The sequence below is a fragment of the Phyllobacterium chamaecytisi genome (genome assembly GCF_020164455.1).
GTDB classification, from domain to species: Bacteria; Pseudomonadota; Alphaproteobacteria; order Rhizobiales; family Rhizobiaceae; genus Phyllobacterium; species Phyllobacterium chamaecytisi.
In genome coordinates, this window is record NZ_JAIQWW010000008.1 from 260,033 (window position 1) to 274,117 (window position 14,085).

Below are 14,085 nucleotides of genomic sequence, written 5' to 3' on the forward strand. Positions count from 1 at the left end.
ATATGCTGTTGCTGACACCTTCTTCTCCTTACGATAGGCATGCTTTGATGATCGATGCGGTTGCAGACGCTTTGTCCTGGTGCAGCAATGTTTGAAACTGCTGCCGCGCTCGCGGTGTATTGCGCAGGATGTACCTGCGGTTTTCCGGATGAACGGAAGCTCTCCATTCTGTGATTATTATTCTGGCAGCCATCCTCGTCAAAATGAGGTCGAACAATATCTCCTGCTCTACCTTGAAGAGTTGCCTGACTGAGTTAAATCCGGAAATGAGGTCAAGAGCGCCTTCAAACGCTTCCGGTCCATCTTGGAGCTGATAGACAGCTCCTATAGCAACGTCAGCGCAGACAGATGTCTTGACTAAGTCACCGAAATCGAGAATTCCGGTCACATCGGCCGGCGCGCTACTGCTCACAAGTATATTGTCTGAACTTAGATCGTTGTGAACAACCTGTCGCCGTTGGGTCTGCAAGACGGCTGAGATTTTCGCATCAAAGTGATCCAATTGGCGTTCGAGAGAAATCCGTAGCTCAGCGTCATCGACCGTGGCAACAAGAGGCCGAAGGGCGCTCGCCCGCCTTAAATCCCAGATAAGCTCATGCTCAGAAGATGGGTGGTTGAAATCCTCCAACGCGAGTTGCAGCCGTGCAAGCGCCTTACCGACATTTTGCCGCTGACTGGCGTCGGAGCGCCTATCTCGCTGGAGCACGCCCTGAAGAAACGAAACCGCCCGTATCGTTCTTTCGTCACCGGTGCCAAAAGCGCGCCGTACTTCCGGCATGCCATCGACAGACAGCAACACTCTTTGGACGGGGAGGTCCGGGGCAGTCTTCGCGACGTGAAGCATAGCCTGAGTCTGCATCTCGGTAAGGCGTGGATCTTCGGATGGGTGTACGATGCGCAGCAGATACTCCCGATCGTTGTCGCACCTAATTCTAAAATTATGGTCTCGCTCGGCCGCCAAAGCGTAGGCAATGCCCTTGAGTCCATAGTATTGAAGAAAGATATCCTCCGCCGTGCTTGTGGAGATGGACGCCGATGCAACAGCGAATGATTTCGATTTCCCTAACTGACTTTCTTTGTCAGATGCCATTGTCATTCTAAAAACTCCCACACAATATATTGGTATATTAAGCCGGACGATTGTGCAAGCTCCCTGGAACAGCAAAAACTTATTCCTATAAACCTCGCGCGCAGACTGCATTTTTTGGCGTGCAATGGAATCGAAAGGAATGGACGCCATGTGCTGCTTAATATATTGGTATATTTTAACCAGTGATTTGTTGGGATTTTAGTTCTATGACAACAAGACAAAAAAATGCAGCCGCCTTGCGCAGTGCTCGTTGGTTTGCGCCTGACGATTTGCGCGGTTTTGGGCACCGTTCGCGACTTATGCAAATGGGATATGGACCGGCCGATTGGGAAGGTCGCCCAGTGATCGCCATTGTCAACACTTGGTCCGACATCAATCCCTGCCACGCGCACTTCAAGTTACGCGTAGAGGACATTAAGCGCGGCGTGCTTCAAGCGGGAGGGTTTCCTCTGGAGCTCCCCACACTTTCGCTTTCGGAAAATTTCGTAAAGCCCTCCACAATGCTTTATCGAAACATGCTCGCGATGGATGTGGAAGAGCTGATTCGGTCTCATCCGATCGACGGGGTCGTGCTTATGGGTGGTTGCGATAAGACCACTCCGGCGCTCCTGATGGGGGCGACCAGTGCAGGGGTCCCCAGCATATTTGTACCAGCCGGTCCAATGTTGCGCGGGAATTGGAATGGTAAAGCGTTGGGATCCGGCACCGACGTATGGAAATATTGGGATGAGCGCAAAGCAGGAAAAATTTCTGACAAAGACTGGACGGCGATAGAAGGAGGTATAGCCCGTACCCAAGGTCACTGCATGACCATGGGAACGGCTTCAACAATGACGGCAATCGCTGACGCGCTCGGAATGACGTTGCCCGGCGCCTCATCTATACCCGCAACTGATGCGGGCCATATGAGGATGTGCAACGAAGCAGGGCGCCGATCAGTCGAAATGGTCTGGGAAGATCTCGTGCCTTCCCGGATCCAAACTCCGGCGGCCTACGAAAATGCGGTGTTCGTGGCGATGGCGATGGGTTGCTCGACGAATGCGATAATCCATCTGATCGCTATGGCACGGCGGGCAGGGCATGAAATGTCCCTCCGCGATTTTGATAAGGCAAGCCGGCGCATACCTGTTCTGGCGAACGTTAAGCCCAGCGGTGACCGGTATCTTATGGAAGATTTTTATTTTGCTGGCGGCCTTCCGGCGCTGATGACAAGGATCGCCGGAGCGCTGAATTTGGACGAGATCACGGCAAATGGGAAAACTTGGCGCGAGAATCTGATCGGCGTGCGAGTGTTGAACGATGACGTCATTCGGAGCGTTGACAATCCCGTTTACCACGAAGGTGCTATCGCTGTTCTAACCGGGAATCTCGCGCCCGATGGTTGCGTGATAAAGCCGAGTGCTTGCGAACCCAGATTGCGACGGCATACTGGCCCCGCCCTTGTCTTTGATGACTATCCTACGATGAAGGCTATAATCGATCGCGACGATCTGGAAGTCACGGCCGACCACGTATTGGTATTGCGAAATGTCGGACCACAAGGGGGCCCCGGAATGCCAGAATGGGGCATGCTTCCCATTCCGAAAAAACTTGTCCGGCAGGGTGTGCGCGACATGGCGCGAATCTCTGACGCGAGAATGAGCGGTACGAGCTATGGGGCATGCGTTCTGCATGTGGCGCCGGAGGCGTACGTAGGTGGGCCCTTAGCACTGGTTCGCAATGGCGATTTGATTTCGATCGACGTGGAACGCCGACAAATTCGGCTAGAGGTTGAAGATCATGTACTTGACCAGCGCAGAGCGGCCCTCGTACCGCAGGAAGAACGCTACGGAAGAGGTTACGGGTGGCTTTTTGCGCGCCATGTAACTCAGGCCAACGAAGGTTGTGACTTTGATTTCCTGCATACTGGGTTCGGTCCGACCGCAGGTGAGCCGGAAATATTCTAAAAAGTTAACACAAGCTAGCACAATCAAATTGTTTGGAGGCTAGTCGTGCGCAAGGCTGATGCCTCTTTTCATGTAATCTGGCGACTGATTGTTTTCCACTCACCCTGGCATGCGACATGGATGAGTTCCGGCCGCCAGTCACCGCGGATATCATTGGCACAATTCTCGGCTTCGCGGCGACCCACTTGTGGCGGGTGCTCCATTGCTAAGCGTGATATCCCGCCATAGATGCAGGGGCCCTAAGGCTAGAAGTAGCACTTCCCAAATGACCGTCCAGTTCCATAAGGTATGTTATGCAAGATGTAATGAAATAACATAACGAATGATGCTTCTAGCCGTGAATCGCATGCTTTCAATCCGTCGCTTCGAAATCCCCGGCTCATATTCTCGCAGGCCCTCATCTTTACGGTTCCAGTTGTTGATTGATTCTGATGTTGTTCGCAATTTACACGTCTAGAAGTACCGACCGATAAAATCCATAGGACCCGAATTGAGCGCTTGGCACATAACGATCAGTGTCGAGACCGCTATACGATTTTTGCCACTTTCGTACTTTTGAATCTGCACGTATGAAACGCCAATTGCGGCTCCAAGCTCTTGCTGGGTCATATCAGCGAGTAACCGGAGCTCTCGAAGTCTTTCGCCGATTTCCCTATTGAGGTCTTCGGAGTTTGCTCTGCGCGCCAACTCGGCCCTCCTTGCATTCGTGCTTTGCTGTCCGGTGAAGTAATGCCACGTCTGTACGGTCCTCCCTCGAGGACGTCGCAGGATCAACATAACGAAACGATAGCGGGCGATGAGCGAGATCGCTTGGGCTACAACGCGCCTCGACTTGGGTGCTAAAGCACTAGCGCATTGACAAGCGCGTGTGTTGCTGATTAACAACAGATAATCCAATTAAGCATTCGGTCATGGTTCGGTGGTTTCTAGTTCGAAGCGCTACTTTGTAGCGATAACAATGGCTTAACCAGAATTTGCTTTATCGATTTGGTGATCGCTTTTCGATACCAGCGTGACCAGCGAAAGCACGCGCTTGATCGCTCCGTGAATTCGAAGAATATGCATCGCCTGCTTGCCGCGCACGAAAATCTCGACACCCTCCCGAAACGCGACTTGAGATGGATAACACTAGCTTATCACTCGTAAGGACTTGCCCACGATACGCACCTACTCCCATTGGCATGAATGAACGCTGCAAGGGCTGCCCTATCGAGTTCGCATAATCATCCGCAAATGCCTTGGTCAACTGGCGCCTGAACAAACGTCGACAAAAGCGGTGGTCACCACAGGACGCACCGCGCGCTCCAGGCGAGAGTAGCCAATGCTCGATGGACGACAGCAGGAGGGTCGGCTTGCTGGCAGCGGGACTAGGACGGCAGCGAGGTGAACTCTGAAGCGCGTGATTGCTGAAGGGATGCCAACACCCGCGGGCACATTAGGCTTGCCGGTTCAACTACCTTCACCCTCTCGCCAAACGCGTGGGCTAGTACCGGTGCTGCGCTTGAACTCGCGACTGAGGTGATACACGTCACAGAACCCGCAGCGTTCAGCGATGTCTCCAATCGGCGCATCGCCTTCCACCAGGAGCTTTTGAGCCATCATAATCCGTTCGCGGATCAGCCAGCGCCGAGGGCTGATCTGCAGATACTTTTGGAACAGCCGCCGCGTTTGTGCTGCGCTGAGCCCGGTGACGGCGGCAAGTTCCTCGGCATGCCAAGGTCGCTCTGGCGCCTGCCGCATCTTTGAGACGATAGCGCGCAATGGAGTGGGAAGGCGGGATTCGCCGGGCTGAGCCAGAGGTGCTGCGATGAGGTGCATCAGTTCCGCGACAAGTCGGTTAAGTGCCAAATCGACATCATCGGCCCTGGCACGGAGGACGTCGAACAGATGTCCGAACCACGTTTCGATTTTTTTCGGCGTGGATATCGTCGCGAGCGTTGCACCGGTGTTGAAAATCTTTCGCCGCATAATTGCGCAATCCGGCCCGTCGATGCGCACAAATAGAACGGTCCAGGGATCGCTTTCATCCGGCCAATGCGCGTGGGGCGTCTCATTAGCAACCCAGACTAACTCGTTGCTCCCAACACTCAAAGTCTTCCCTTCGCTCAATACGAACCCCCGCCCTGCCGTACAGAACAAAATGTCCTGGCCCGGATAGCTGTCTCGGTGGATGCAATGGTCACGCGCGGTAACAGCTTTGCCGGCTCTGAGCACGGTGAAGGCACTGCGAGTCCAGATGACCTCGGCAATATAATGATGGTTTTCTGGAAAAAGTGTGCGCTGCGGAATATTTTCCATGCGCGTTTTATATATCATCGAGCGCGCTTTGTCCATTTCAACCCACGAATCGCGGGTTTATGCTCGGATTGTTGATTAGTAACGCTTCTCGTTGATCAGCGCCATGGATGCGCGTTTTGTAGCCATGACGGTTCACGAGGGTTCTGGGAGGAGCCAATGTTAATGCCTATCGCCCGCATGTTGCGGCGCTGTTCTCATGACGGATATTTGATCCGTATTACCATCACCGAGGAAGCTTCTCTTGCTCGCGCATTCGCCTTCAAAGGAGGGAGTGATGGCTAAGCCAAAAATCACCGTCGTAGGCAGCTTTGCTGTGGGCCTCACCATACGTGCTCCCAATATCCCCGTATTCGGCGTTACCATGTTCGGCAGAAATTTCGATTTGGGGCCGGGTGGCAAGGGCTCCAATCAGGCGGTCGCGACGGCGCGACTGGGAGCTGACTCTGCGTTGGTGGCCATCATTGGCCAGGACAAGTTCGCCGATATCGCGACAGACCTGTTCAGGGCCGAAGGCGTTAGGACGGCCCACGTCGAGCAAACGGCGGAAAGCTCTACGGCTGTGGGTTTCATCATTCTCAACGAGCGCGGCGAGAATTTTATCATCATGGACTATGGCGCCACAAACCGCATGGATGTGGCCTCCGTAGATCGCGCCGAGAGCTGCATTCAGGCCAGTGATGTCATCATGGCAGTTCTGGAAGTTCCGCTCCCTGCCGCTATGCGCACCATGGAACTTGGCCGCAAGCATGGCAAGATAACTATCCTCAATCCGGCCCCGGCTGCGCCGATCCCTGACGAAATATTTCCGTTTGTCGATTACCTGACGCCGAATGAGAGCGAGTTGCGCATTCTTCTCGGCTTGCGGCCGGACGATCCGCGTCCTTCGCGCCAATTGGTCGAGATGTTGCGCAAGCGAGGTGCCCGCAATGTAGTCGTGACCCTGGGCAGCCGTGGCGTATTGATCGTCACCGATACGGTAGATGTAGAAATCCCTTCGGCAAAAGTCGATGTCGTCGACACAACCGGCGCTGGTGATGCGTTCAATTCCGGCTTTGCCATGGGTCTGGCGGAGGGTAGAAGTGTCATTGACGCTGCTCGCTTGGGCGTCGCTTGCGGCGCGCTGGTCTGCACTAAACTCGGGGTAATTCCTGGCATGGCAACACGCGAGGCAGCCGACGAGATGTACCGGACTATTCCTACTCCGGCTTGTAAGGATCCAGGATGAACCTGAACAGAAAGCTGGTGAAGCCCGATTTGGTGCTTGCAGAACGAGCAGGATGTCCGGGTGGCGCTCATTGTGACGGCTTATGCGGGAAATCTGCCGAAACAAGATGTGCAACTCTTCGACACGAGGATGAAATGCCTTGGCGATTCCAGACACATGGTAGTCCCGCACCGGAATGCTCGCCCGATGGCACGCCTGGCGAAGCCGTCTGTGAGGTCGGCATCGGTTCCCAGCATAGCATTCTACTCAACTAGGGAGCGCGGCCGGGATCGCCGCGCCGAACTACCTCGCCATGAAGCTAAGGAGAAGATCAGTCCATGCCACGGATCTACGATTGGGGCGCGCGCGAAGCTGAACGCACCGTAACGGTGGCCGACCTGCGCGCCGCCCGCGCCGCGGGCAAGCGCTATGCTCAAGTCACCGCGGATACTGCAGACGAGGCGGCGGCTGCGGAAGAGTCCGATGTCGAGATGCTGGTCACACGCGCCTGCAACGTTGAGGCCGTGCGCAAGGGCTCGAAGCGACTCTTCGTCACCGCGGCGCTAGGCTTTGCCGATGCTGTCACGCAAGATGATATCCTGCGGGCCGCATTCAAGGCTCTGACGGACGGCGCCGATGCGGTGATCACCGCACGCGGCATGGCGACCGTTTCAATGCTGGCGGCCGAGGATATTCCGGTCATGGGTCACCTGGGGCTGGTTCCAAGGAAATCGACCTGGGTTGGAAAGCTTCGCGCTTTCGGCAAGATTTCGAATGAAGCTTTAGAGCTGTTCCATCGCTTCCGCCGGTTGGAAGAGGCCGGCGCATTTGCAGTGGAATGCGAGGTCATCCCAGCCAGAGTCATGGCAGAAATTCGTCATCGCACCGGGATGGTGACGGTTTCGCTTGGCTCCGGACCAGACGCCGATGTGGTGTTTCTCTTCACCGCGGACATATGCGGCGAGGAAGATCGGCGGCCCCGGCACGCTCGGACCTATGGGAATCTGCAAGCACTGCAAGAGCGTGTCAAACAAGAGCGCGTAAAGGCCCTTAGTGCATTTCGCGCTGACATCAATGCAAACGGCTTTCCCGGACCGCAGGAAACTTCACAGATCAGCGACGATGAGTACGCGGCATTTATTTCGACGCTGAAGGACGAGGGGTTTGATCGCTGATCCGCATACCCGTGGGAGCGATGTCCGCGGAAAACAGTGGTTCTTGCCGCCTGATGAATTCGCTCAGGCAGGCGAGCACCCCAACCGAATGGAGACAAATATGGATGACACCTTATATGGTACGCGTGACAAACGCGGGAACTGGACGCCCAATAAGCGACCGCAACGCGCGCCGATTTTTATCTGGCCAGTGCAGCCGAAGAAATTTCTACGCTGGCTACCAGGGTATCTTTGGCCGTGGAACACCGCCTATTTCACGATCTCGGTCCTGTCCTGGATCTACCTGACGCCTTCGCTCGCCACGATGCGGGAATTCCATGCTGACTGGATTTTGCTCATCCTCCTGCGCAATGCTGGTCTAACAGTCCTTGTCTATGGCGGCTTTCACTTCATTCTTTATATCCAACGGCGCCAAGAGACCAACTTCAAGTACAATGCAAAGTGGCCCGATACAGATAATCCGACATTCATGTTCGGAAGCCAGACAGCTGAGAATGTGTTCTGGACTTTGTGCAGCGGCGTACCGGTCTGGACGGCTTTCGAGGCGCTCACCTGGTGGATTTACGCCAAAGGCTATATGCCCTATGTCGATTTCGGATCGCACCCGGTGTACTTCATCGCGCTCCTGCTGCTGATGCCGGCCTGGCGCGAGTTGCATTTCTACGTGATCCACCGGATCATTCACATAGGACCCCTGTACCACATCATTCATAAGGTCCATCATAAGAACGTTAACCCGGGGCCTTGGTCCGGCATGTCGATGTCAACGCTCGAGCACATCGTCTATTTTTCCGGCGTACTGATCCACTTCGTCGTGCCCTCCCACCCGGTGCATGCACTGTTCCAGCTAATGCACGCGGGACTGTCGCCAGCGAAGTCACACGTCGGTTTCGACCGAATGGTCGTGGATGATGAAAAGGCCATCAACACCGACAACTTCTATCATTATCTGCATCACAAGTATTTCGAGGTGAACTACGGCGAGCGCCGCATTCCGCTGGACGAGTGGTTCGGCACGTCTCATGACGGTTCTCACGGAGCCGACCAGGCGATGTATAGGCGCATAAAGTCCAAGAAATGGGTGCGCGGTAATTAGCATTGAAGTGGCAAAGCAGGGGGCAGTTCAACCGGTATGTACCCGCACATCCGACATTTGCCTTGCCGCCCGCCCACCGCAGCGCCAACGCCGCTGGCGAATCTTGCCAAAGCATTAGCGCAGTTATCGCCAGTTATAATTAGAGGAATACAGAATGACTATTCAGGGTAAATGGGTGGCGGCCTGCGTCACCGATGCATTGAAGCCCGAAGAGGCCCTCCGCCTCGACCACGGCGGTCGCACCTTTGTGATTGTTCGTTCGCCGGAAGGCGACTACTTCGCGATCGACGGTCACTGTTCGCACGAGAAAGTCCATCTTGCGGACGGCATTGTCGATGGTGGTATCATTGAGTGCCCCAAGCATTTCGGTACCTTCGATTACCGGACCGGCGAGTCACGTGCACTACCCGCGTGCGTTGACCTGCGCAGCTATGAGATCAAGCTCGACGGCGACACCGTGTTCATCAAGATCTGAGCTCCCTCGAATGAGCTTATTTCCGCACATCCGAATTTGGGCCAGCATAGTTCTATTTCCGAAGCAGCCGCAACCAATGGGCGAAGCACTGTCAGTCAAGTCTTTGAAGCGTGACCAATTCGAGGTTACGGCAACCGACGTACATCCCTCCATTTAAGGTAGTTTGGTCCCGTGAGCAACGAAAACGAAAAAGCCATTGTGATTGTCGGGGCAGGTGAAGCTGGGACAGCCGCCGCTATCGCAGTGCGCGAAGCCGGGTGGCCGGGCCCGATTGTCCTGATCGGAAATGAAACTCTGCTGCCATACGAGCGGCCGCCGCTGTCCAAGGCAATCCTGATCGACGAGACGAACCCAGAACCAAAGCTGATTGTCACCGCAGAACGCCTTGCCGAGTTGGGAATCGAATTTCTCCATGGAAGCGAAGTTGTTTCGATCGATCGCGCGGTCAACATGGTTACGTTTTCGGATCGAGCACGGTTAGGATATCACCGGCTCCTCCTGGCGACGGGAGCCCGACCACGGACATTGAGCATTCCAATCGCCGAAGGAAGCAAGGTTGCGACTCTTCGGACGTACGAGGACGCCATGGCTATCCGGCAAACCATCGGCCAAGGATGCGAGTTGGTTGTGATCGGCGGTGGCTTTATCGGGCTTGAAGTTGCTGCGAGCGCGGCCTCGAAAGGTGCTTCGGTGACCGTGATCGAGGCTGGACCGCGGCTACTTACGCGGTCGGTTCCAGCTCCGATCGCTGAGCTTATAAGGGCCAAGCACGAACGTTCAGGTGTGCGCATTGAGACAGGCGTTGTCGTCGCACGTATCGACGTCAGCGAAGGACGTTCCAACGTCGTGCTGGCCAGCGATCGCACACATCCGGCCGATCTGGTGGTCGTTGGAGTTGGTGCTGTCCCGAATGTCGAACTTGCGCACGCGGCTGGATTGGCTATCGAAAACGGCATCCTTCTGGACGAGACGCTGGCGACCTCGGATCCCTTTATCTTTGCGGCGGGTGACTGCTGTTCGTTTCCCCATCGCCTCTATGACAAACGGATCAGGCTGGAGGCATGGCGTAATGCGCAGCGGCAGGGCGCGGCTGCGGCAGCGAGCATGTTGGGCGACAACCGTCCTTACGAGGAGGTCCCTTGGTTCTGGTCGGACCAGTATGAGGAGACGCTCCAAATCGTCGGTCTTTGTGAGGAAGGACAAATTCCCATCCAAAGAGATCTGGGCGCGAAGGGCCAGCTTTTCTACTACCTGACCGACGATGGACGCGTAGTTAGTGCATGTGGCTTCGGCAGCCTGGGCGCCATCGCGAAGGAAATCCGCGTTGCAGAAATGATGATCAGCAGGCGGTTCGTCCCTGACGTAAAGGCGCTCGCGGATCCCGCGTTCAACCTAAAATCATTGCTTGCTTAAGGTGGCTTCGCAATATCGAGCGAAGTTCCCCAAAACACATGCGTCGAGCAGCAGCTTTTGGCTTATAGGCCGCCCAACACGCTTCGTTTTGCTCGACGGCAGCCAGCCCCGGTTTTCAGAAGGAAATAACTGGAAGGAATTCGAAAAGTGAAGGAATATGTTCTGATCGTTACGTGTCGTTCGAAGCGCGGGATTGTCGCGGCGATCTCGGGTTACCTTGCGGGACGGGGCTGCAACATTGTCGACTCATCGCAATTCGATGATCTTGACCATGACAAGTTTTTCATGCGGGTGAGCTTCATCTCCGAAGAGGGTGCCGACCAGGCTGCGCTGAGCGACGGGTTCAAGCCAATCATTGCCGAGTTCGACATGGTTGCCGAGATCCACGATGTGACCAAGCGTATGAAAGTCATGCTAATGGCCTCGCGCTTTGGTCACTGCCTCAACGACCTGCTCTATCGCTGGAATATCGGGGCGCTGCCGATCGACATTGTCGGTGTCGTCTCCAACCATTTCGATTACCAGAAGGTCGTGGTCAACCATGACATTCCTTTCCATCACATCAAGGTGACGAAGGAGAACAAGCCGAAGGCCGAAGCGCAACTTGTGGAACTGGTCGAGCAGACCGGCACTGAACTGATAGTGCTGGCCCGGTACATGCAGGTTCTGTCGGATGAGCTGTGCAAGCGCATGTCCGGTCAGATCATCAACATCCACCATTCGTTCCTGCCGAGCTTCAAGGGAGCCTACCCGTATAAGCAGGCGTATGAGCGCGGCGTAAAGCTGATTGGGGCGACGGCTCATTACGTCACTGCCGATCTCGACGAAGGTCCGATCATCGAGCAGGACACGGTGCGCATCACCCATGCGCAATCGGCGGGGGATTATGTCTCGCTCGGTCGCGATGTAGAAAGCCAGGTGCTGGCGCGCGCCGTCCACGCCCATATCCACCACCGCACCTTCATCAACGGCAACCGTACCGTCGTCTTCCCGGCCAGCCCTGGCTCTTTCGCTTCGGAGCGGATGGGGTAGTCATGGCCAAGATCATCGACGGCAAGCGGGTGGCGGCATCTGTTATCGTGACTGTAAAGGAGGCTGCGGCTGAACTGGAACGGGGGAAGAGCGTGAAGCCCGGTCTCGCGGTTGTGATTGTGGGCGATGATCCCGCAAGCCAAACCTATGTCCTCGCCAAGAGCCGCATGGCCAAGGAGTGCGGCTTTGCCTCAATCCAACACACACTGCCGGCCGAGACGACGCAGGAAGAATTGGCTGCGCTTGTCAAGACGCTGAATGAAGACACGTCGGTTCATGGCATCTTGGTGCAACTGCCTTTGCCGAAGCCGTTGAAGTCGGATCCGGTCATACAGGCGATCCTGCCCGAGAAGGATGTCGACGGCCTGAATGTCGTCAATGCCGGCAAGCTTGCGATCGGGAATCTCGCTGGCGGCCTCGTCTCTTGCACCCCCGCCGGTGCCATGGTGTTCGTCAAACGCACACATGGTGAAGACCTCTCCGGTCTCAGTGCGGTAGTGATCGGCCGCTCGAATCTCTTCGGTAAGCCGATGGCGATGCTGCTTCTGGCCGCCAACGCCACGGTCACGGTCGCTCATTCCCGCACCAAGGACCTGGCTTCGGTCTGCCGCAACGCCGACATCCTTGTCGCCGCGGTCGGTTGCCCGGAATTGGTCAAAGCGGATTGGGTGAAACCCGGAGCCACCCTGATAGATGTCGGTATCAACCGCGTTCCCGCTCCTGAAAACGGCGATGGCAAGTCGAAGCTCGTTGGCGACGTCGCCTTTGAGGAATGTGCCAAAGTTGCTGCCGTCATCACGCCGGTCCCGGGCGGTGTCGGCCCCATGACCCTCGCCATGCTGATGGCCAACACCGTTATCGCGGCCTATCGCTCGGTCGGACAGGCTGCGCCGGACGTTTGTTAGGTCTCCGTGCAAGGGCGAGGAATGTTTCCACGGGTTCCGCCTCCTTTGCATTAGCCACAGCTTGCAAAAGCTGCATTTCTGCCGCGGTCGAATTGCCGCCGTCATCTCGCTATCGTGTAGGGTTTACGGCAACAGTCAACTCTACCGTATCCTCGGTCTGGGCCTTAGTTCCATAAGTAGCGTCTTTTCCTTAGGAAGTATGCGGCGCTTGATCTACAACTTCACGTGCGAGGGCTTTAAGATCGGTATCGCCGCATATCTGCGGCGAGGACAAGTTCGCCGTCACTGGCGATTTGGCCGAGAAGCGCTCGCAAGTCGCGCAGGTGGAGGAGGCGCTGGCGGCTGATATCAAGGGTGGTCAGTCAAGCCTAGTCGAATGTGCTGACCTGATCGCTCCGTCAGGGGTGACAGGCCCGCTTGCGACCTGGTCGTCGTCATCCGTCGCTACCGCGACAACCGGCCTTCATCGTCCATCAGTGTGAGGCGGCTAGGCAAAACATCGCCCTGTGTAAAACCTTGTCGTATTGCGTGGCGGCATGTCTGCAGGTCATCGAAAAATGGCCGAAACAGCACTGCGCGCGCCGGATGACCAGGAGCGCCTGATTATCGCGATTGGCCGCTATATTGGCGAAGGCTTCGACGACGGCAGACTCGATACCCTGTTCCTGACGATGCCCATCGCCTGGAAAGGAACCTTGGCGCAATATGTTGGTCGCCTTCATCGCCAGCACGACGGCAAAAAGGATGTGCTGGTCGTCGACTAGCTCGATGATACCGTGCCGGTTCTGACCCGGATGGCTGCGAAACGACGCGCGGGTTATCGCGCACTTGGCTACGTGATCGAATAGCGGCGGCCCGGTTTGGAGCCGCCGCGATCTTGGCTGGTCAGCGGGACCAACGAGAGCGTATTCGTCTTCGCTGTCGATGAGGCTGGCGTAGATTGGCGCTGGGAAGCACGGCTCGTCGAGCTTGACCGAGTGGCAGGGCGTGTTTTCCTTCGAGGGGCGGCGCCATGCGGCACCTATCTCGACATTGCCCACGACCACCCGGAGATCGGGGCCTTTCCGTTGGTGGAGGCGTCGGCTGGAACAAGCAGGGCTTTGACCTTGACGGCGAGTGTTCTGATGGAGCCGACAAACACGCCGTCTTCGCCGCGGGTGAAGGAACCGATCCGAGCCATGATAATCTCCCGTTTGCTGTTTCAAGCCCGCGACCATCGCGGCCTTGATGGCGGTCTTTGAGCGCCCGCCCCGATCCGTCCTAGCGACCCGGACCAGTCGGCCAGATCGGGGCTGATCATCGCGCCGCGCAGCAGCGCAAAGTGACATCTTTATCTTGCGCAACGGCGGACAATTCAACTTGGCCGCCACATTGGTTGTAGCAGTGTGGGTTCAAGGTGAAGCGCGACTTGCGATAGATAACATGGCCTATCACTCGCAAGGAGTTGCCCA

12 protein-coding genes and 1 pseudogene are annotated in these 14,085 nt (G+C 56.1%); 9 read left to right on the top strand and 4 right to left on the bottom strand.

Features of this window, described 5'->3' with window-relative positions; genetic code table 11:
* Nucleotides 1–28: 28 nt before the first annotated feature.
* Nucleotides 29–1,240: a phosphotransferase gene (locus LB462_RS14965; protein WP_224509188.1), complete on the bottom strand. Its 1,212-nt coding sequence runs from the start codon at nt 1,238–1,240 to the stop codon at nt 29–31.
* 56 nt (nt 1,241–1,296) lie between these two features.
* On the opposite strand from LB462_RS14965, the gene araD reads away from it, so the two are divergent.
* Nucleotides 1,297–3,036 (top strand): L-arabinonate dehydratase, encoded by a 1,740-nt coding sequence (gene araD, locus LB462_RS14970; protein ID WP_224509324.1) that lies wholly within the window; start codon nt 1,297–1,299, stop codon nt 3,034–3,036.
* Nucleotides 3,037–3,489: 453 nt separating this feature from the next.
* Here the strand turns inward: araD and LB462_RS31530 are convergent, their stop codons facing one another.
* Together LB462_RS31530 and LB462_RS14980 are read right to left on the bottom strand one after the other, a co-directional pair.
* Complete coding sequence (locus LB462_RS31530; RefSeq protein ID WP_224509327.1) at nt 3,490–3,813, bottom strand: helix-turn-helix domain-containing protein; 324 nt, start codon at nt 3,811–3,813, stop codon at nt 3,490–3,492.
* 672 nt (nt 3,814–4,485) lie between these two features.
* Nucleotides 4,486–5,370 (bottom strand): helix-turn-helix domain-containing protein, encoded by an 885-nt coding sequence (locus LB462_RS14980; protein WP_224509191.1) that lies wholly within the window; start codon nt 5,368–5,370, stop codon nt 4,486–4,488.
* A 238-nt stretch (nt 5,371–5,608) separates the two neighbouring features.
* Between LB462_RS14980 and LB462_RS14985 the strand changes: the two genes are divergently transcribed.
* From LB462_RS14985 to LB462_RS15020, 8 genes are all read left to right on the top strand, one after another.
* Complete coding sequence (locus tag LB462_RS14985; RefSeq protein ID WP_224509195.1) at nt 5,609–6,559, top strand: ribokinase; 951 nt, start codon at nt 5,609–5,611, stop codon at nt 6,557–6,559.
* Nucleotides 6,560–6,876: 317 nt separating this feature from the next.
* Nucleotides 6,877–7,713 (top strand): 3-methyl-2-oxobutanoate hydroxymethyltransferase, encoded by an 837-nt coding sequence (locus LB462_RS14990; protein ID WP_224509198.1) that lies wholly within the window; start codon nt 6,877–6,879, stop codon nt 7,711–7,713.
* A gap of 100 nt (nt 7,714–7,813) precedes the next feature.
* On the top strand, nt 7,814–8,809 hold the full coding sequence (locus tag LB462_RS14995; RefSeq protein ID WP_224509202.1) for a sterol desaturase family protein: 996 nt from the start codon (nt 7,814–7,816) through the stop codon (nt 8,807–8,809).
* Nucleotides 8,810–8,969: 160 nt separating this feature from the next.
* The gene (locus LB462_RS15000) at nt 8,970–9,284 is read left to right on the top strand and encodes a Rieske 2Fe-2S domain-containing protein (protein WP_370637178.1); all 315 of its coding nucleotides are present in this window, start codon (nt 8,970–8,972) and stop codon (nt 9,282–9,284) included.
* A 171-nt stretch (nt 9,285–9,455) separates the two neighbouring features.
* Nucleotides 9,456–10,697 carry an NAD(P)/FAD-dependent oxidoreductase gene (locus LB462_RS15005; protein WP_224509207.1) on the top strand — a complete coding sequence of 414 codons (1,242 nt, stop codon included), beginning with the start codon at nt 9,456–9,458 and terminating at the stop codon, nt 10,695–10,697.
* 147 nt (nt 10,698–10,844) lie between these two features.
* A complete protein-coding gene (gene purU, locus LB462_RS15010) occupies nt 10,845–11,729 on the top strand; it encodes a formyltetrahydrofolate deformylase (RefSeq protein ID WP_224509210.1) in 885 nt (294 codons plus the stop codon).
* A gap of 2 nt (nt 11,730–11,731) precedes the next feature.
* Nucleotides 11,732–12,634, top strand: coding sequence for a bifunctional methylenetetrahydrofolate dehydrogenase/methenyltetrahydrofolate cyclohydrolase FolD (folD, locus tag LB462_RS15015; protein ID WP_224509214.1), 903 nt, complete (start codon nt 11,732–11,734; stop codon nt 12,632–12,634).
* Nucleotides 12,635–13,191: 557 nt separating this feature from the next.
* Entirely contained in the window at nt 13,192–13,398 is a 207-nt protein-coding gene (locus LB462_RS15020) for a hypothetical protein (RefSeq protein WP_224509336.1), read from the top strand.
* A 201-nt stretch (nt 13,399–13,599) separates the two neighbouring features.
* Here the strand turns inward: LB462_RS15020 and LB462_RS31780 are convergent.
* Nucleotides 13,600–13,962, bottom strand: a pseudogene (locus LB462_RS31780) (hypothetical protein); the annotation flags it as partial.
* Nucleotides 13,963–14,085: the final 123 nt, after the last annotated feature.